We start from the raw sequence: 19,674 nt of genomic DNA, 5'->3' as shown, positions 1-19,674 counted from the left end.
TGGAAAAAGAAAGTTTTCCAGCGGGCTTTTTTGAATACATTGCAGCCTCCATGCTCATTGACGCCTTCTTCAATAGATTTTAATTGTCGATAAACAATTATCTGGAATCTGGATCCTTGAACTGAACCCCGAATGATAGACACTTGAAAAAAAGTGTATCATTCGGGGTTCAGTTCAGTTCTTCACGCTCGCACACCTTTATATTAAGATATTACGAAAAGTCAAAATGGTAAATCTGGATCCAGTACAATTGGATCGCTTTGAATTACAAAATGAGATTTTAATTGCTGTACTGAATCAGGATTGTTGCGTATTGTTTTTTTCAAATTTAAATAATTCTTATTATTTATAGTGTAGAGCCTTGGATTACCTGGCTCTGTATACTCAGCAACACTCAAGATTTTTTGTTGTTCGAGTTTTATCAATACAGACTCATAGCGAGTACTTAAATAATTCTGTAAGTTATATTGATGCTCCCATTCTTCAACATCTTTTAAAGTTTCTTTTGCCATCCATCTAGCCCCGAAATTCCGAAGTTCCTTTTCTACAGTAAATATAAAAAAGAGCTGCTCATCTTGATCAAATATCAGATCATCAAAAATATTTTGAAGAGAACTTTCTTTTTCATCATTAGATTCCCTTATTTTATTATCAACGGAAGAACCCATTAACTCATGTACTTGTTTACTAATAAAATGTCTAATTTTCCGTTCATCATATGTTTGATATAAGCCACCTTCATGTTTCGAAAGATACTCTTTATAAAGTAAGACCATCTTTCGTTCATCCAACAATTCATCAGGTGTCTTGGAATCTACGAAGAAAATACCGATACCTCTTGAATGATGTTCATAAAACACATTAATTTCCTCAACTGTTCCAGATTTATTGTTCTTAGTCCTTGTACCTATACGATTTCCAAATATAGCTATCAAAATATCACTAGATTTAAGGATCTGCTCATTAATAACCGCCTGACCATCCTTATCAATAGCGTAGGAAGCTATCGAATTGTTTTCCCAACGAATTGGCATCAAGACAACATTCGCTACATCTGTGTGTTCATTGTTCCAATTCCAAATTATTCTTTCAACTTCGTCACGTTGTTCACTCACATCTCCTGGTGAAGCAATGAATACCTTGATCAATTGTACAGATTTCATGAAGTACAAACCTCCTTGGTTAAGTCCCAAGTCAATCACGATTTATAGGACTAGATTTGAAAAATAGCCACGAAACAAATCCAAATTAGCTTCGTGGCTATTTCTGCTTTATCTGAGTTCTTGACTGAGCGGGATGACAGATTCATCTAATGTGGATCGCCATTCTCGTTTCATCGCCGGACCATATTTTAATGGCAAAGCTTCGGGGTTTGCTTCCTTATAACTTGCGAAGTCTTTACTATTGATGATGCCGCCAATGTTTGGAATCGGATCTGCGCCGATGTTGTATTGAACCGCCGAGGCATATAGTTCTCGCTCTTCCACAAACCACGTCTCAGCAAAATCACGGACGGCTTTTTCGTAAGCACCTGTGAAGTAGCTTCGCTTTAGTGCGAAGATATCATCTTCTTCGATTTCGCCACCATCAATCGCATTCAAAATCGAACGGTATACTTCTTTGACGACCTCAGACTTGTTCAACTTCTGGAGCGCCTTCTCAATCTCAGAACGGACGTCGGCATTATTGGCCGAATAGGTGCCGAGTAACTTGTCGATATAGCTCGAGTCGACATCATAGAGCCTCGCGGTATTGTCCCCATAGAACTCGATATCCGAGAAATCTGGCGTGTTGTCCGGGTCTCTACCGTCAGGGTCAGGCTCTTCCAGTAATGAGCCTTTGATCGTATTGTAACTGCCGACGAAATCCTCGACCGTCTTCACTTGGTCCTGGAGGGTCTTCGATTTCTCCATGTCATCGTTATACTCGTCGTAGGTGACGAGTGCCTCGAAAGCGTTGCTCAGCTCCTGGAATGCCTTGACGTACTCGATTCGCTCCTCCAAAGTCGAGTGTTCATCAATCTCACCAGGTTCGGCAGCCAATTCAAGCAGCTCCTTATGCGCTTTCTTGAATCGCTTCTTCGACTCCTCATAAGTCGGATAGACGAGGCTCGAATCGTCGTTCTCGTTCGAATAGAGGCGGGTCGCATCCTGGACGTTCTTCTCCATGAGCGCCGGCTTCCGGAACGTGACAATCAATCCTTTCGTCTTACCCGGGAAGGTCCGGTTCGTCCGGGAGAACGCCTGAATCAGGTTCGCATAGCTCAGGTTCCGGTCAACGAAGAGCGTCTGGATTGTCGGCGCATCGAAGCCGGTGAGCAGTCGGTCGACGACGATGACCAGATCGATCTGGTTCCCGAACTCCTTGAACTCGGCCTTTTTACGTGCAAGACGGTTGTTGATGTCCCCGTTGTAGCGTTCGATGTCCTCGATCGACCATGCCGTTCCGTAGTATGCGTTATAGTCGCGGATGACCTGTCGCATCTCGTCCTCGACCTGTTTCGAGTTATCCTCGTTCTCCTGCATCGAGTACGTGATGGCGATACGTGGGAAGTCCGAGTCCTCGATGGTGCGTCCCTTCCGGATTGGGTGTCCCGCGAACTCGTTCGTCATCCAGTCCGGGTCCTGCTTCATCGTCTGGATGGCCTGATAATAGCGTTTCGCCATCGCGATTGAACTCGTCGTCAGAATCGCCGACGTCTGGGGGCGACCGTTCTTGAAGTCGAACTTCGTGTAGGCATTGTCCGGGCGGAACATCTTATGGATGACCTTCTGGATATGCTCGTCCCGCTCGTACAGGTCATTCGGGATATGCTTCTCCTTCTCCATCGCGTTCATCTGGTCAATGAGCTCGTTCAACTCATTGTCGGAAAGGTCAGCATGCCTCTCGTCCTGACGGAGGATGCTGAAGATGCGGTTGTTCAGCGAGGTCGGTTCAATCGTATCCTCATGCTCGACCTGGAAACCGAGCACGGCCCCGTCCTCGAGCGCGTTCTTGATCGTATACGAATGGAGCAGCTCCCCATATTGGTCACGGGTCGTGCGAGCCAGCTGGCCCTGTGCCTGCTTCTTGTTCTCATTGAAGATCGGCGTCCCGGTGAACCCGAACCAGGTTGAGTTCGGGAAGAAGCCTTTGATGGCCTCCATCCCTTCCGCACTAAGCGCCCGGTGACACTCATCGACGACGAAGACGATATGTTGCCCGATGAGTTTTTGGAAACGATGTGTGCCCTTCTCCTCTTCCTGCTTCTGTGCGATCCGGAGCGCCGCCTCGAGCTTCTGACGCGTCGTGATGATGACCGTGTTCGAGTTCTTGTCGGACAGGAGCGTCTCGCTCAGCTTCTTCGAGCTTGACGTCCCGACGATCAGACTGTTGGCCGCAGCGTTCCCCGACGAGATGCCGGTGTTGAACTCCGAGGCGAACTTCGTGAACTCGCTCGTCGTCTGGCTGTCGAGGTCTTTCCGGTCGATCAACATGATGGTCCGGTCGACCCCGGGCTTCCGCGCGAGGAGTTTCGTCGAGACAAAGCTCGTCAAGGTCTTCCCGGACCCGGTCGCATGCCAGACGAATCCCGACTCATGTCGCGCTGCCGACGCAAAAAGAGCCTCGATGGCATGGATCTGATATGGATGGAGGACCATGAGCGCCTTGTTGTCCTGGTCCTCGCTGACGATCGTGTAGTTCGCAATCAAGCGGTGCGCGTCCGGAATGTTCAACATCTGTTTCACGAACTCGTACAAATTATCGACTTTCCGGTTCTCGGTCGTGCGCCAGCTGAAGACGAACTTCCGATGCATGTCCTTCGGGAGCACGTTCGCGAAGTAGCGCGTCGTCTGTTCGTTCGAGATGACGAAGAGTTGAAGCGTCGAGAAGATGTTGTTGCGGAAAAGTCCCTCTTCCGCATACTTCTTGATCTGGTTGTGCGCCTGATAAACTCCGTCCTTCGCCGTCACCTTCTTCAACTCGATCTGGACAATCGGGAGGCCGTTGATGAGGAGGGTCACATCGAAACGACGGTCACGCCCGTCCTCGTCCACCTTCTGCTTGGCAATCTGATGGACGACCTCATACGTCGAGATGCCGCCCCCGATGTCACGGTTCGAGTAGAGGATGAGCGACATCGCGCCGAGCATCACATCTTCCCGCTCAATGGTGATTCGCGCGATACCGTTTTCTCCCTTCAACCAACGTGCAGCGTCGAACGGCGTCTGTGTCTTCGAGAGGAGCTCCGTCTTGATGGTATCGAACTCCTTGTCTGTGATCGGATGTTCGCCAATCTCTGATAAGTTGTTGCGTGTGATCTTATGACGAAGGTTGTCCCAGAGGTCGGCCTCCGATTTCAAATCCGGTCGATAGTTCCATTGGTTGTGCCCTTCCCCGAGCACTTCGATCAGTCGATGTTCGACCGCGAGTTCATCACTATGTGTCGCCTTCACCACGATTCCCCTTTTCGTCTCATTAAATTATACGAACATCTTTTGAAGGAAGCCCTTCTTTGTTTCCTTCAGAGCTTCGATTTCTTTTTCTTTGAGTTCGATGACCTCATCTAATTGTTTAAAGAACTCTCCGATTTTGATTTGTTCTTCAATACTTGGTAAACATATTTCCAATTTTTTTATAATTTCTGCATTATAGCTTTGTTGTTTTGTACCTTGAGTAAATCTCAATCCGTAACTTTCACCTACTTTTCTATACCACTGAAAGAGAAAAGTCGTATCAAGTAAGTTTTTCTTAGGAAACAGCGCCATACAAGACTGGTTTAATGTAGTTTCCATTCCAAGTATTGAACAATTACCTCTTGTCCCTGCTGCTTCTAATCCTGTAATTGCAATAACTAAAGTATTTTTTGGTACTACTTTTAAATTTGAGTTTCTTTGTCCAAGTTCCGTTATTTTTTCTATAGTAGTATTTATTAATCCTCGATTTAATTCTCCACTAGTCAACCAATTTATATCACCATTCCAAAAGTCGTTTCTATTTCTTGATGGCGTTTGACCGTTATAGATAGAATCTAATACATCTCCTAATGTTTTGAACTCCCACTGCTTGTGGAATCCAAAGAATCGAGTTTCTGGTATGGTCGTTCCTTCTTTAGGGAACATCTTTTGCAAGAATCCTTGTTTCGTTTGTTTGAGAGCATCAAGTTCTTGCTTATGAAGAGAAATCATATCGTCTAGATTTTTGAAAAATAAACCTATTTTCATTTGTTCTTCTACACTTGGTAGATTTACAGTTATTTTCTCTAAAGAAGCCTGATTAATATTTGTATTTGCACTACTTGTTGAACGAGCCATAATTTGAGTTCTAAAACTTTTTGTTTTAAAAATTATTCTTTTAAAATCATCGTTAATACTATTATTCGGTCTAAAACGAATAATAAATCCAGAAAAAGTTGTATTTTTAAGATTTTTTGTAATCAATGCAGCTTCTCCTACTCCTTCTGGTTTAACAGAAGATCGAATAAATAGTACGTCACCTTTAAGTAAATTGTAGTCTTTTCTTTCCTTGTCAGTACTTTCTGCTAACCCTAAGAATTCGTCTTCAACGATAGTTTTCCCGAAAACATTTTGGAGATTTACAAATGGATAGCCATGCCCCATAGCATCTTTATCAAAGTTCATTCCATTCTTAAAACTACCAAGATTCCCTAGTTTATACTTTTCCCATTTACTACAAAATATATTAATTCTTACTTCTGGAATATTTTTATTTTTCATTACGGAACACCTCTAAAGCACCTTGAATCCATTTTTCATCTTCTTGACTGTAGTGAAGTGATGAAACCATCTCAAATAAGTTTTTCATAAGCTCATCTTTCTTCTCCCGAGCTGACTTCACTTCATTCCCAAGCGATGCTAAATCAATCTCCTTTTCCTCCTCAAACGTATCGACGTATCTAGTAATGTTAAGATTAAAGTCGTTCTCTTTAATCTCATCAAAGCTTGCGACATAAGCATACTTTTCAACAGTCTCTCTCATTTTATACGTTTCAACAATGTGATCGATATGTTCGGTCGAAAGTTTGTTCTGATTTTTCCCTTTGACGAAGTCTTTACTTGCATCAATGAAAAGTACATCACGTGTCTCACGATTCTTCTTCAGGATGACAACCGTCGTCGGAATAGACGTTCCAAAGAACATGTTTCCAGGCAAACCGATGACTGCATCGACACTTCCGTCCTCCAATAATTTCTTTCGGATAACGCCCTCGGCGGCTCCACGGAACAGAATCCCATGCGGAAGAACGATCGCCATCGTCCCTGAGTCTTTTAAATGATAGAAACCGTGCAAAAGAAACGCGAAGTCTGCTTTCGTCTTCGGTGCTAGTTTTCCGTAACGGTTGAAACGAGAGTCGTCGAGGAACGTGTCGTCCGCCGACCATTTTGCCGAGTACGGCGGATTCATGAGGACCGAGTCGAATGTGTATGGCTCATCCGTCGGCCAATCCTTGTTCAAAGTATCGCCATTGCGAAGACGCATATCTTCACTGTCAACCCCGTGGAGAATCAAGTTCATCTTCGCCAAATTGAATGTCGTCGTGTTCAGCTCTTGTCCGTGATACTTCACGCTGTCCGGATAGTTGAGATAGTTCCGGACGTTCAACATGAGAGACCCAGATCCCATCGTCGGGTCAAAAACACTGAAGAGCTTTTTATCTTCTTGTCCGATGGTGACGATGCGCGCCATCATGTCCGAAACTTGGTGCGGCGTATAGAACTCGCCTGCCTTCTTTCCAGCCTCTGATGCGAATTGACTGATCAGGAACTCGTACGCGTCTCCGATGACATCTCCACCGTAACCTACTAAGTCAACGTACGCCAACTTCTTCAACACTTCTGTGATGGTGATGTTCCGTTGCTGATCGTCTGAACCGAGCTTCTTCGACTTCAAGTCGACGTCATCGAACAGGCCGTTGAATTGCTCATACTTCGACGCCAACTCGACGAACGCTTTGTTGAGGTCATTCAATTGGAAGATGTTTTGTTGTGCATGGTCAGCCAAGACGTTGAAAAGATAATCTGGTGCGATGTCGTAACCGAGTGTGTCGACCAATGTCTCGATCAAGTCATCCTTGATCTCATCATCCGACATCAGCTCTATATAAAGTTCCGTCTGTTTCTTCTGCGTGTCGTATTCCTCTAACGAGGCATCCGCGCTCACGACTACCTTTTCCAAGAGTTTGTCTGAGAGATACTTATAGAAGATGAGGCCTAGCAGGTAGTTCTTATATTCTGAGGCGTCCATTTTGCTGCGAAGGTTGTCCGCTGCGCTGAACAGTTTTTGGTTCAATGCTGACATGTTTATTTCTCCTGTCTGATAATCGAAGTTTAGTGATAAAAAAATTATTCCACACTAAGAATTATAACGTTTCTGCTAGATTTCCGAAAGCAGAGCCTTACCCAATATTTTACACACCATTTTGCTTTATCACATTTATAATAGAAAATACTCATGAGTAGTCATTTCGGGTCATTACCTCCTTTGTTCTACACAAATATGTAATTCGCAATTACATATTATTTTCGTAAGATTTTAAACTTATGTAACAGGAGAAAATAGAATGTACAAAAAAGATGATTCTCTCGACAAGAAGCACCTTGATGCATCAGAGCTAAAGAACAAACGTCGTCAGTCTTTACCTTTAGAGCCAATAATTCCGCTTAGTGAAATAACACCAACAGACGCCATCATGAAAGTGACGCTATGGATTGGGAGTTTTGGCATTTATAACGAATCCATTTTGACTTTTTATTCGAACGGTTTCGTTAAACGAGAACTGTTGATCCTTCAAACGTTTGGCGAGGAACAACGGATAGAATCCGGTTGGTACAACCAGGATGACTCTGCAAAAGTCTTAAAGAAATTCAATTCCTTTAAGACGCATCTATGGCCGGAGCTGTTCGTAGAAACAGAAACAATCACTCACGATGGGACGCAGTGGAAGTTGGAGGTCTGTAAGAAGGGGGAGGAGACTCGTTCCTATAGCGGTAGCAATGCTTACCCGTCGAAGTGGCGGTCCCTCAAAAAATTGTTCGGCTACTATTGACGTGCAATCGTTTGTTGACCAGCCCCTACAGGAAAGTGTGAGGATGCCACATGGAAAAGATACGAAAACCAATCCGCAAAGTCGTCAAATATGCCCCTAAACTTGTACTAGAGTCCGCCGTGTCACTCGGTCACTACGGAGCCCTTGCTTTTGAAATAGCAACCAATCCACTCAAACTTCTCTCGGTCAATCTTTCCGACGAGCTCGCAAAGTCTCCCTATGTGAAATACCGGTGCCACTTCATGGACTATCTCGCATGGAAACTGTATTCAGAGGGCGATATGACTATCGAGAACATGTCCTGGCTCATAGAAGAGTTCAAGACCCGCGATGATGTCGTCAAACTGTTCATCGCCCGTGCCAAAGAGATTTCGGAGACCAATCACTCTTATCAAGCGACCATTCTATTGGCCATCTACTCTGCGAAAGTGTTCGCCCGGACAGAACTCGCCGCAAACAGTGAGTCCGCTTTCTTTTTGCATCTTCTGTCACAAGTGAATGACAATGACCTTCGCCATTTTGAACTCGTCTATGACCACGCGGCTGCTTTCGAGCATAAATTTACACCAGTTTACGCTTGTGACGCCTATTATCAATCAATCGGTGATCCGGTCTTTCAACAACTGCCCCCTCAAGAACGGGAAGCTGCTCTCTTGGAGAGGCTAAGCGATGACCCGGAATTTGTATCGTTTTACACGAGTACAGACAAGCTGACATTTCTGGGTGTGTTGATGCAACGTTCGTTCAGTTTTGGAAGCATCGGACATACTCAAATCTCATTGAACCCTTATAGCGATACGTTAAAAGAACTGTTAGAAGAGTCCCGGTTGTTAGAAGATTCTTTGATGCGCTCATCGAGCCCTTCGTAACCTCAATTCCGTACCGCCTAGTCTCGATAATTACGCCTCTTGATCAATCAATTGTTTTTGTATACAGAGTACTTAATGTATGGTCATGTCTAATCAAAAGTGACGAGAACACTTTAAAATGTATACATTTCGACGTCGAAATGTATTAGGCTTGTCAGCAATGCCTCGTCTTGTGTTTACGTAGTAAATACGCGAAAATGGAAGTGAGATGAATGCGAGTCAACATGCGTTCAAATGAGAAATCTATCAAATGGTAAAGTGGTGAATGCTGTGCAGTCTAATGAAACCAAAGTGACCTCTTTTCGAGTCTCACAAGAGGTAAAAGAACACATCCAGCGGTTGTCGGAACAGCGGCAGCTGTCGACGAATCAATTATTTGAAGAACTGATCACCTTGGCTGATAAACAGGTTCCAGATCCATTGATCAGTGAGGAGAACGACGCTCTCCAGGCGGCATTGAATCAGGTGCTGGCCCTCTTCAATGAACGTGCCACGCGGCTAGAGCTTCGGACAAAGGAACACGAACGGATCCGTTCACGCTATCAAAAGACGATTCATGACCTTGAGCAAAGTATCATCATAGAATCGCAACAGCTCAAAGAGGATTATGAGCGTCAAGTCGCGGCCCACGAACAGGAATTACTTCCACTTCAACATCAAGTGGAGCTCCTGTTCGCCGAGAAACAGTATGCTCAGGACGCCCTCGAGACCGAACGCGCCTCTTTCAAAGAGGAACTAAAGGCCCAGAAGAAATTGGTCTTTAAGTTAGAGGAAGACGTCAGGAAGCTCGAGCAAGAGCGCAGCCAGCTCAATCGTCAAAACCAGAGCCTGATGGACACGATTGACGAGTTGAAGGCACGAACGCGACGAAGCGACCAACTTGAAGAGGAGAACCAAAAACTTCACCTGGAAGTGCAGATCCTCCGTCGTGAAAAAGAGGCGTTCGAGAACCGGTTACAGGAACAGATCGAGCTCGCGGTCCTGCGGGAGCGGAACACCCAACAGAATAAACAATGATACGAAAAGGGTATTAGATTGAGTCAACCAGTGACTGAATCTAATACCCTTATATTTATTACAAAGAAAGGATTTAACGGTTTGAAGAAATCGTCTGATACATGTTCAATGACTTGACCAAAGATGCTTCCTTCGTACGTAGAATCATAACCTCATGAGAGTATAAAAATGACTCCACTCGGTCCAATTAAGATTTCACCCGCAATCCACGCTTCTTGAATCGATTACGCTTTTCTTCTAATTTCACTTTCATATCTACGGAGAACGTACTTTCGGGAGTACTGTAGGCACGTCGCGCTGCCATACTAAGCATTTTGGCCACATCTTCCGCGCGATCTTCCTGTAAATCCATTGAGACAGCTCTCACGTACTGACGTGCTACTTCTCGATCACGTAGCGATTCAGGGACCTTCACATGACGACTTAATGCAAGGGCCAATTGAGCGGTCTCTAAGCGATAGCTTGTGCCACCTCCCTGCATGCGATTCAGTTCATTTGCTAGCTCGCTTTGCAGAAATACATTTTCCTTGTTTGTCATCGGTCACCCTCCTCTACTATTCTTTTGATTTATTATATACCCTTTTCCTGAAAAATTCGACTCAAGTCGTGTACGTTACAAAATGGATCGTCCCAAGTCATGTTACCCTTGTATTCTTCTACAAGTTCGAGAAGTTTGTCTTTATCGCAAAGTTCCAATAGGTTCGTCTTTTCGAGATCCTCTAGATCCTTTTGGCGAGAGGAGAAAATCTTGGTACATGCTAAGAGTTCAATGTCAGGGATATACACATCAATCGCCTCGAACAGACCTTCAATCTTATGACGGAATTCATTTTCTCTAAAGTCTTCCCGAGGTGGGAACTGAATCACCCCTTCGACAATTTCAATTTCGTATTCATTAAGTGCTTCTTTCAATTCAGGTGTCACAACACCCTCCGTCACGCGAATATCAATATCTCGCGTCGGACGATACTCGGCATCCTTATTCATCATTTCAATGAAGAGAAGAATCCCTGAAGCACCAACTACGACAAACTCGACTTCTATGCCCCTTGAGGCACAAAATGTATCGAGGACAAGCAAGGTGTCAATAATACTCTCCACATCTTTGTATTGATTGGAGTAAGTCATGTATGTCCCTCCTAATGAAAATGACCCACTCTGATCCGGTATGTTAGGAGTCTTCGTGGGCCATGATGTATTTCACATCTCTCAATTTAATTCGTATTTAAATAGGCACTGAGAGCCCGCCGGATAATCTCATCTTCTGACACGTGTTCTTTTTGCGCGGCTTGCGTTAATCCAACGTATAAAGGATCTGTCAAATCAGTAAAGCGAATCTGCACACGCATCGGTTTCACAGGTTTAGCTTCAACTTCAAGCACGCTTTGTTCCTGGCGTTCGATCAACATCCGTTTCACTTCACGAAGTTCTTCACGTGTCATCTCGTACACCGTCTTGTCTCCTGAAGCTGTGTAGTACTTCTTATTCTCGAGTAGCGCGAGCTTTGGATCTTCTGGCCACGACAACAATTCAGCAAGTTTCGTCGCGCTGAAATCTTGCTCGAGCGTTTTCTCTAAGATGTTTGGACCAAAGGTATTCCAAAATGAGACGAAGCGACTGACTTGAGGATGTGACATCCCAATTTTGTTTAAGAAATCTTTCCACATGCCTTGTTCTTTTTGAAATTCTTTTCTTGTGTCAGGGTTACGGAAGAGGCTGTTCGCATGCGCGAGGATGCGACACTTTTCAATAAAACTAGTCGCTTGGATGGAGTCGATGTGGTTGTAGTACTGAACGATTCCATCCATGTCCTCCGGTAGCTGTTTGGTGATAATACGTGACAGTCCCGTCGCCGGAAGGGACTGATAAGGATTCGATATAGTCGTCGTCGCCGAGAACTCTTTTACAGCCTCGACTTGTTCCGTACGGCTATCCGTCGCTTGTTGATTCTGTTTTACCGGAAGATTGGCACTGAACGTCGAAATTTTTGGTGTGTGTTTCTTTCGGTTACGTGTCATAACGACAATACCTCCTGAGCAAGTTGTAGATAGGCGTCGGTTGCTGGGCTCTTGTGATCAATGACGGGACGAGACTCTCGTTGTAGTGTCTGAACCTTCACCGCGTAAGGTATCGTCGTCAAAACCGGAATACCGACTTCTTTTCCGAGTTCTTCAAGTTCTTCGACTGTCGTGACATCCCCTTTTGAGCGGGCGCTCACCATCGTCGGGATGAAGGCTGCGATATGGATGTCTTCCCGGAATCGCTTCATCTCTTCAAGCTCTTCTGGAGCCGAGTAGACGGCGTCCATTGAGAACTTCTGCATCTGTACAGGCATCACGATGCGATCCTGTGCGACGAGTGCGCAACGGGCATAGGGGTTAAGAGCAGAAGTCGATCCTGGGCAATCGATGAGACAGATGTCAAACAGCTCATCAATCTTGGCGAGTTCTTCACTGAGTCGATACTCGTACCCGATTTGGCTCGTCAGGTCACTTGGTGAGGCTGAGCGTCTCGTCGGAACAAGGTAGACCGTTCCCGTCTCATACTCGCATGTCACGATGACCTGTTCGATTGGAGTATAGAATGGATCGTTCTCTTCAAGCAGGCAATCGAGTAATACCTTGCCTTCATAATCGTTTGTCAGACCAAGCCCGTTCGTCGAAGAGGCCTGGTCGTCCGCGTCGATGACGAGGACACGTAATCCGTCGCGTGCATAGACATGCGCCAAGTTGATGGTTGTCGTCGATTTCCCGACACCGCCCTTTCGATTGTACAATGCGATTTTCTTCATGATTCGTCTCCTCGCTTCTCGTCTGTGACGTCGATGATATTGTCGTTCACGGTCCGCTGGATGATTTCCGTTAGAAGTTCACTCACGCTTCGATTTTGAGCATGTGCATACTGTTGGAATTGATCGGACAGGTCGGACGGAATTCGTGCCGAAAGAACCGCAGATGGTTTCTTTGTTTTTTGAAACGGGCTGACTTTGACCTGTTGTACAGACTCAGGGCTCTTACGCGCCGCTCGAATCTGTTTGACCGTCAACTCGTCGACACTTCGCGACTCTCCATCAATATAGAGTCCCTGTTCGACGACTTCCTCGACATTGTCGAGATACATCAGTTCAAACAATTTGGAAGCCGGTAGGCTCGCAAGAGATGATTCGAGTGGATGTAACGTCTCGTAGGCTTTGACGTACCGGGATGCAAGTGAACTCGACATCGAAACGGCTTCGAGAAAACCCATCCATTCTTTTTTGTCATGCATCTCAGCACGGGCGATGACGAGCCGCTTCCCGATCTCGAATACTGAAATCGTTTGAACTTTTGAGAGCTCATTGATCTCATGAACCAGGTCCTCGACTTCTTTAGAGACTGGAAGTTTTTGGACGAGCGCGCTGATATTCGTCAAACCGCTCTGATACGGGTGCTGCTCACTCGGTTTGATTTTATGAATGTTGCGGTTCCGCGCCTTCATGATGTCTCACCTGCTTGTTCGACGACTTGTTTGGCCAATAGTCGAAACGGTTCAGCGAGTGCCTTCGCTTCCTTGGAGCGGTACTGGATGACACTCTTCCCACTATCCGCAGCTTTCTCGATGAAGGTGGATCGTTTGATCATCGGAAGGATGTCTAATGCCTCGTCCTTCGCGATGGCTTCCATCGCCTCGAAATACTCTTTATCTGCCTTTAACGAAGCATCCATGGCGACAGGAAGAATACCTGTGATGACGAGGTCTGGGTTGTAGAACTTCTTCACTTTTTGGACTGTCCGGACCGTACTCGCAAGTTGGTCGAACACGAGCTTCTTCGGCATGAACGGAATGACCGTCATGTTTGACGTCGAAAGCACGACTTTAGAGAGTTCGTTGATCGATGGAACCGAATCTAAGATGATCCAATCAAACTCATCCTCGAGTGGGGCAATCATGTCCTTTAATAGGAATAGCTTGTCTTGCTCGGAGATCAGATTGATCAACCTGGCATTTCGTTCATTCGAAGGGAGAAGACTCACGTGATACGTTTCGTCATCAAACAGGACTTCTCTGATATCAAGATTACGTGTATGTACATCAAACATCGTCATGTACTTGATTGTGTCGGACTCTTTTAACATCAGCTTGCTGAGCGAGCCTTGAGGATCTAAATCAATGATCAAGACCCGTTGTCCTAGCTCACCTAATGCGTAAGCCATATTCAAAGAACAGGTCGTCTTCCCTGACCCACCTTTTGATATGTAAAACGTGAGTATGTTCATCTTCTCTCCCCTTTCTCTTTCATATCATGTCACATTCACTCTTTGCATTCAATACAAAAACAGCAAAGACACCGATAAATCAAATATAAAAACGTATACAGTAATGATTCGGATTTGTATACGTTTCGACGTCGAATTGTATACAGAGACATTTTTGATCTAGGTATTTATACAAAGTTCCTGTTGTGAACGTCATTCCATATTTGTAGATCACTTCTATAGAAGAAATACGTGGCACATCTGAACATGATTTAAATAATAGAAGAAGAGATAAAACCATATTCTTCTGAGTTAAAAAAATATAAATAAATTAGAGAGAGTTAAATAAAGATTAATAGAATTAGAAAAAGAAGAGGGTCGCTCAAACCAGTCGTACCAGTCCTTCTGACAATTTAAGTGAAAAGAGATATTTCAAAAGTACCATCGTTTCGTTCACAAAGGTTCATTTTTTTTCAACCCTGATTTGAGAATTAAAAGACAAGAGAGGATTTAATTCAGTAAATCCTTGATTACTTAACTGTTTGGTTTGATTTTTTTCCTAAAAGTAAAAAATGAAGATTCAGTATGGAATGATGACTTAGAACGAATGGGAAACAATACAAACAGACGAAAACCCCTGCAAGAATGGTTGATTTTCATATATATTTTCAAAAATAAACATGACAAATAGACCATCATGCGATAGCCGATTTTGCCTGGTTCTCTTTTAGTCGTTGATGGAGATAGAAGATCGGCTCCTCAAAGAACAGCTTATGGGTGCTCGAGTGGACCAAGTCCTCACGATGGTGTAGGAATGCCTGTTTTAACTCTTCGACGACCCGTTTGAATGTCTCGGCCCCGAATGTATCGCTCATCGAGAAGAGAGAATCACGGTTGACCTTGAGAGTGTCAAAGTCGAAGAACTCCCCTACTCGCTTGCGCATTTCGAACCAAACGAGCTGAACTTCAGTGCGGTCTTTCTCTTTGATCTGCTTACTGTCTTGCGCAGCCGATAGTTGCACTTCAAGTAAGAGCGGTCGTGTGGCGTCTTGGACTCGTTTCTTGAGCGAGATGTTCTGTTTGACCATATTTAAGAAATGCTTACTGTCTTCAACAAGCGACACTTGAAGGAATTTGAGACCAGACATCATCTTTTGGATGGCGAGTTTATGGCCACAGTATTTAGGAAGGAATCCTTTGATCTCATCGTAGGTGAGGATGGCCTGTTCATTTGACTGGACATGAACGTCTTTTTCGACCTGGACGATTGTCCGTAGCGCGAGTCGCAACGTGTTCACATTATCGAGTGCGATCAATTCGGACAAGAGGCCGTGCCAAACAGACGTATACCCGGTCTTCGAAACGACCACAGCACCGTCTACAAACAAATCACGATAGTTTTCAAGGTAATTGGTCAATTGGATTGAAATCACGCCTGGGAAATGACGGACGACCGTCATGAGACCATTCTGTTCGAAAGTCTTCAAGTTGTTATGTAAGGAGCGGACCGACGTACAGGCAAAATCCGCAAGCGTGTTGTCTTCTGCAAATTCCATCTTCCCTTGGTCGTCAGCGTAGGCGAGAATGGAGAGGATATGTCGGATCCGAGACTTGGTCCATTTGAAGGCCGTGAAACAGGCCGGGATGTTATAATGATGCTGCTCATAACGATAGTGATTTGGGCGTTTCGTCCAGCGTGTCAATCCGCTCATCGCGACCAATAGTTTATTGGCGATTAAAATATGTCGATTCGTTTCCATCATCTCTCCTACACCTCCCCTAACCTAAAATATGCTAGTTTCAGTATCCAGCTCTTTCAAGATAGTGTCAAAGTGCGTTTTCAGTACGGTGTTTTGTTACCAAAATGAAAAATACGTTGATATAAAGCCATTTTGAACCGACAAAAATATGCATTTTCAGTACGGTCATTTGTTACTAAAATTGATTCATCCGCTCTATAGCGCCATTCCTTTAGAGAATAGAGTAGATTTTTTTAGATGGAAAGGAGAAAAGTGTAGTTTTGGTACGGTGTTTTGTTACCAAAAAAGCAAAAGTGTAAGTTTGGTACGGTCGTTTGTTACCAAAAGAGAAGTAAATGTAGTTTCAGTACGGTAATCTGTTACCAAAAAATCAAAAAGAGTCTTAAAAATTTATTTTCTAAATAGCGATGAATCGATAAAAATGTAGTTTCGGTACGGTGTTTCGTGACCAAAATAAGAAAATGCACTTTCAGTACGGTCATCTGTTACCAAAAAACAAAAAGTGCAAGTTTGGTACGGTCATCTGTTACCAAAATCGTTTAAATCTGATATAAAGGAAAGCCATATTCACCAAGAAAGGCGATTTGATTGAATATCTATCGGATTTTAAGATGAAAATTTAGGGAAGGTAGATTCAAACCAGCGCCATTTTTAAGAAGAATGAAAGGAAAGTGTAAGTTTGGTACGGTACAAGAGAAGATGTAATTCAGGATGCCAGACGATACTCGACATCATTGGACGTGTTGGTTCCAACTTCACTGTTAAATTCAAATCGTCGTGATTCATGTGAAACAATGAAGTAGATGAATTAAAAAAGAACCCAGATAGACTGGGTTCTGCGCGATAACAGTTATAACAGTAACGTGTCCACATGACCTGGCAATTCCCAAGACTCCAACGGATAGAAGGTAAAGAAGTAATAATCGCCGGAACGGTGCCAATCCTTCAGGATGAAATCATGTTCCTTGATCCGATTCAGATTCAACTCAAGCTCTTTCAGGTTGTCGGCCTTTCGGACCTTGTTGAATCGAATCGAATAGGTGAACTGACGCCAATGCCTTCGCACCGGTTGTTGCTCCCCTGTCTGGATGGAGCTCATCCGCTCTTTTTGAAGGACGAAGGCAAGGTGATAAGCGAAGCTGCCTTTCAACTGTTCGATCTGTTCCCCGTAGATGCTGACGATCTGTTGTTTCAACAGGTCGTCGTAGATTTCCTCACTGACTGTGACGATGACCTGGCTCTCGGCTAATGTCGTCGCATTTTTAATGGTAACCGAGGAGAACAGGCCTCGGATGAAGAAGTCCCCGTCCTCGTTGTGTCCTGCGACCCGATAATAACCGAGCTTCATGAGACGTTGCGTCGTCAAATCGTAGCTTTTCCCACTATCGTTCGCATACAGCTTCTTGACGAGCTGCGAGAGCGGGAAGATGATTTTCCGGCTTGTCTGGAACGTCATGTCCCGATACGCCAGAATCTCTGTGAAGGCCTCGAAGTCTTTCGAGTCGAGATCAGGCACCTTCCCGTTCAATTCTTGGATGAACTCTTTGCTGACGAGGACAGAGAGGTGGTCGGGAATCCCCTTCTTGTATTTCGGGATGACCGTGTCATAGTTCTGAAGCTCGAGATTCAGTTGCGACGCTTCGTTCAGTTTTTCATCCAACAGGTCCGTCTGGTTCTTGATGCGGTCGGACATGCCGAAGAATGGGATATCAACCGCGAGCGTCGGAGAGTGATGCGCCGTCGGTTGATTGCTGTCGACTTCTTTGGCGACTTCCCATAAAATCATCAAAACGTCTGTCTTGAGCGACGTTTTCTTTTGGTTCACCGTCTTTTGGGACCAGTAAGGATACGTATGGATTAACAGGTTCGGATTCTCAGCCCATTCCTTCAACTCTAGGATGCATTGTTGCATATAATCCTCGATGGTTTTCACGTGAAACTCTTTCAGGAAGGCTTCGGGGCCAACCAAATGATGATATGCGGTAATCATTTCGAATCGGGCACGCAATTCTTTTTTCGGGCCACGTCCTTCTTCATAGTTTCGGATGGCGGCCTGCACCCAGCGTTTCTTTAACTTGTTGAATGAATGATAACGTATCTTCTTATAAGAAGCTTCTAGATTTTCGAATTGATAGTTCTCTTGATAAAGTGCCGTGACGAATTCCTGGATATCGAAAATAGACACGCTGTGGAGAATCTCCTCCATACGATGCCTCTGAATAGCTGTGACCGCTTGAGAAATGATAAGTTGTTGTGAGCGGCCATTGGAGGTCGATTGAGTCTCCATATTGATCACCTCTTCTAAGGATAAATATAGCACAAATCAAGGCATATTTTTTTATTCAATTTAAATTATTTCAAATACCGAAAGTTTATACAAAAGTGTGCGCCGGCGCACACTTTTGTAATATAAACATTGTGGATAAGGCGATTTCTTATTCTTTCATTCTGTGTTAGACAATCATAGAGAAAAAAGATGCTTAGCAAAACAACTAAGCATCTTGCTGTATCACAACACTTGAATTAAGAATTTTATGGTTGTCCAAAACAACTTGATCGGTTTTAAATCAAAAGTGGATTTAGCATGTGTTTGAGACGTACTAACGTTTAGACTCGTTTTTTTGAAGGATGTTCGAATTTGTTTGTTCATGAAACATAAAAGCATTCAGAAAAGTGTGCGCCGGCGCACACTTTTCTGAATGCTCAATTATAATAACTTTGGTCGATTTTTGAAGAATCAACTCATGTTAAAAATCAACTCATGTTAAAAATCAACCCGATTCGACTGAACATCATGAGAAAGTAGATAAGAATCATTAGGAGAACTTTCCGTGACGGAGATAAAAAGGTTCTAATAAGGGACAACCTTATATTTTAATGCTAGATACTTAGTAACGTCTGTCCTGATAAAAATTTTTTTGGTTCTTAGAACGTTGCAACACTTAAAAAAAACAAAAAGTTTAAGCTTTATAAGCAGTATTTATGAAGTATATAAAAACCCTTCAAAAGATAAAGCAATCATAGATTTATCTTTTGAAGGGAAGTTTCAAAATACCTCATTCAGTTATATGTTTGTTAGTAAAGACTTTGTCAGTTATCAGTATTAGAGCATTCATATAAATAGTTCGTCACATTCCATTTTTCTTAAAATCATAATTCAAGCTTTGTTCGATCAAATCACGATACGCCATATTTTCTGCTTCAGTCAAAGTAGGAATGATTTTTGGAACAATGATTGCCACGTTCGTTTCATAGTATAAAAAGAGGTGACCAGCGTCTTCACCAACAACCTTAATTGAATCACATGGCACATCAGTTTTTTGGTCCCATTTTCATAATAAGAGTTTACGTGAACCTCGGTTTCATGGAGCTGCAACGTCACATCCCCTGGCCATCTTGTATCGTTTTTATACACCGATTTAAGTTTACGAAGCGTGACGAAATCGTAATACTTTCCGATGAACGGTCTCAATAGAATGACGGGTATAATGGCTAAACATACTACGATGAGTTTAAATATATTCTCCGAATTCAAGTAGAGAGAATAGAAATAAAGAAACATCGGCAATATGATATGAAGAACAATAAAGCCGAACAAGAAGACCATCATGGCGAGTGCGATGGTTGTAATATTGTATCTAGCTTGGTGATGCTCGGTCCTCTTTAACGAGTCTTTCTGTAACGCCATGAAGTCTTCAAACATCAATTGATATTTTGTATCCATCCTACAGCTCCTATTCTTCCAT

The 19,674-nt window shown here is 43.8% G+C and carries 15 protein-coding genes; 3 read left to right on the top strand and 12 right to left on the bottom strand.

Features of this window, described 5'->3' with window-relative positions:
* Positions 1-221: 221 nt before the first annotated feature.
* From KNP86_RS13755 to KNP86_RS13740, 4 genes are all read right to left on the bottom strand, one after another.
* Positions 222-1,163 carry a DUF4062 domain-containing protein gene (locus tag KNP86_RS13755; RefSeq protein ID WP_214754977.1) on the bottom strand — a complete coding sequence of 314 codons (942 nt, stop codon included), beginning with the start codon at positions 1,161-1,163 and terminating at the stop codon, positions 222-224.
* A 108-nt stretch (positions 1,164-1,271) separates the two neighbouring features.
* Positions 1,272-4,439, bottom strand: coding sequence for a type I restriction endonuclease subunit R (locus KNP86_RS13750; RefSeq protein ID WP_214754975.1), 3,168 nt, complete (start codon positions 4,437-4,439; stop codon positions 1,272-1,274).
* A gap of 24 nt (positions 4,440-4,463) precedes the next feature.
* Positions 4,464-5,717, bottom strand: coding sequence for a restriction endonuclease subunit S (locus tag KNP86_RS13745; protein WP_214754973.1), 1,254 nt, complete (start codon positions 5,715-5,717; stop codon positions 4,464-4,466).
* Positions 5,707-7,299, bottom strand: a complete 1,593-nt coding sequence (locus KNP86_RS13740) for a type I restriction-modification system subunit M (RefSeq protein ID WP_214754971.1) — start codon at positions 7,297-7,299, stop codon at positions 5,707-5,709. Before KNP86_RS13740 ends, KNP86_RS13745 begins: the two co-directional genes overlap by 11 nt.
* 262 nt (positions 7,300-7,561) lie before the next feature.
* Here KNP86_RS13740 and KNP86_RS13735 point away from each other — a divergent pair, with 262 nt between their 5' ends.
* The 3 genes from KNP86_RS13735 to KNP86_RS13725 all read left to right on the top strand — a co-directional run bounded on the left by KNP86_RS13735 (position 7,562) and on the right by KNP86_RS13725 (position 9,933).
* On the top strand, positions 7,562-8,047 hold the full coding sequence (locus tag KNP86_RS13735) for a hypothetical protein (protein WP_214754969.1): 486 nt from the start codon (positions 7,562-7,564) through the stop codon (positions 8,045-8,047).
* Between the two features lie 50 nt (positions 8,048-8,097).
* The gene (locus KNP86_RS13730) at positions 8,098-8,916 is read left to right on the top strand and encodes a hypothetical protein (protein WP_214754968.1); all 819 of its coding nucleotides are present in this window, start codon (positions 8,098-8,100) and stop codon (positions 8,914-8,916) included.
* 270 nt (positions 8,917-9,186) lie between these two features.
* Positions 9,187-9,933, top strand: coding sequence for a hypothetical protein (locus KNP86_RS13725; protein WP_214754966.1), 747 nt, complete (start codon positions 9,187-9,189; stop codon positions 9,931-9,933).
* A 187-nt stretch (positions 9,934-10,120) separates the two neighbouring features.
* Here the strand turns inward: KNP86_RS13725 and KNP86_RS13720 are convergent, their stop codons facing one another.
* From KNP86_RS13720 to KNP86_RS13685, 8 genes are all read right to left on the bottom strand, one after another.
* A complete protein-coding gene (locus KNP86_RS13720; RefSeq protein WP_214754964.1) occupies positions 10,121-10,471 on the bottom strand; it encodes a hypothetical protein in 351 nt (116 codons plus the stop codon).
* Positions 10,472-10,503: 32 nt separating this feature from the next.
* Complete coding sequence (locus tag KNP86_RS13715; protein ID WP_214754962.1) at positions 10,504-11,061, bottom strand: DUF6036 family nucleotidyltransferase; 558 nt, start codon at positions 11,059-11,061, stop codon at positions 10,504-10,506.
* Between the two features lie 86 nt (positions 11,062-11,147).
* Complete coding sequence (locus KNP86_RS13710; RefSeq protein ID WP_214754960.1) at positions 11,148-11,951, bottom strand: hypothetical protein; 804 nt, start codon at positions 11,949-11,951, stop codon at positions 11,148-11,150.
* Positions 11,948-12,724: a ParA family protein gene (locus KNP86_RS13705; RefSeq protein ID WP_214754958.1), complete on the bottom strand. Its 777-nt coding sequence runs from the start codon at positions 12,722-12,724 to the stop codon at positions 11,948-11,950. The genes KNP86_RS13710 and KNP86_RS13705 overlap by 4 nt, the downstream gene beginning before the upstream one ends.
* Positions 12,721-13,410: a hypothetical protein gene (locus KNP86_RS13700; protein ID WP_214754956.1), complete on the bottom strand. Its 690-nt coding sequence runs from the start codon at positions 13,408-13,410 to the stop codon at positions 12,721-12,723. Before KNP86_RS13700 ends, KNP86_RS13705 begins: the two co-directional genes overlap by 4 nt.
* Positions 13,407-14,189, bottom strand: coding sequence for a ParA family protein (locus tag KNP86_RS13695; protein ID WP_058765852.1), 783 nt, complete (start codon positions 14,187-14,189; stop codon positions 13,407-13,409). Before KNP86_RS13695 ends, KNP86_RS13700 begins: the two co-directional genes overlap by 4 nt.
* A gap of 674 nt (positions 14,190-14,863) precedes the next feature.
* Positions 14,864-15,931, bottom strand: a complete 1,068-nt coding sequence (locus tag KNP86_RS13690; protein WP_144429880.1) for a hypothetical protein — start codon at positions 15,929-15,931, stop codon at positions 14,864-14,866.
* A gap of 847 nt (positions 15,932-16,778) precedes the next feature.
* Positions 16,779-18,113: a hypothetical protein gene (locus KNP86_RS13685; protein WP_214754954.1), complete on the bottom strand. Its 1,335-nt coding sequence runs from the start codon at positions 18,111-18,113 to the stop codon at positions 16,779-16,781.
* Between the last annotated feature and the right edge of the window lie 1,561 nt (positions 18,114-19,674).

Origin of the sequence: Exiguobacterium sp. s16 (assembly GCF_018618115.1) — a bacterium.
Lineage (GTDB): Bacteria > Bacillota > Bacilli > Exiguobacteriales > Exiguobacteriaceae > Exiguobacterium > Exiguobacterium mexicanum_A.
Note: the sequence above shows the minus strand (reverse complement) of the source record. Positions and strands in the feature narration are given on the sequence as shown.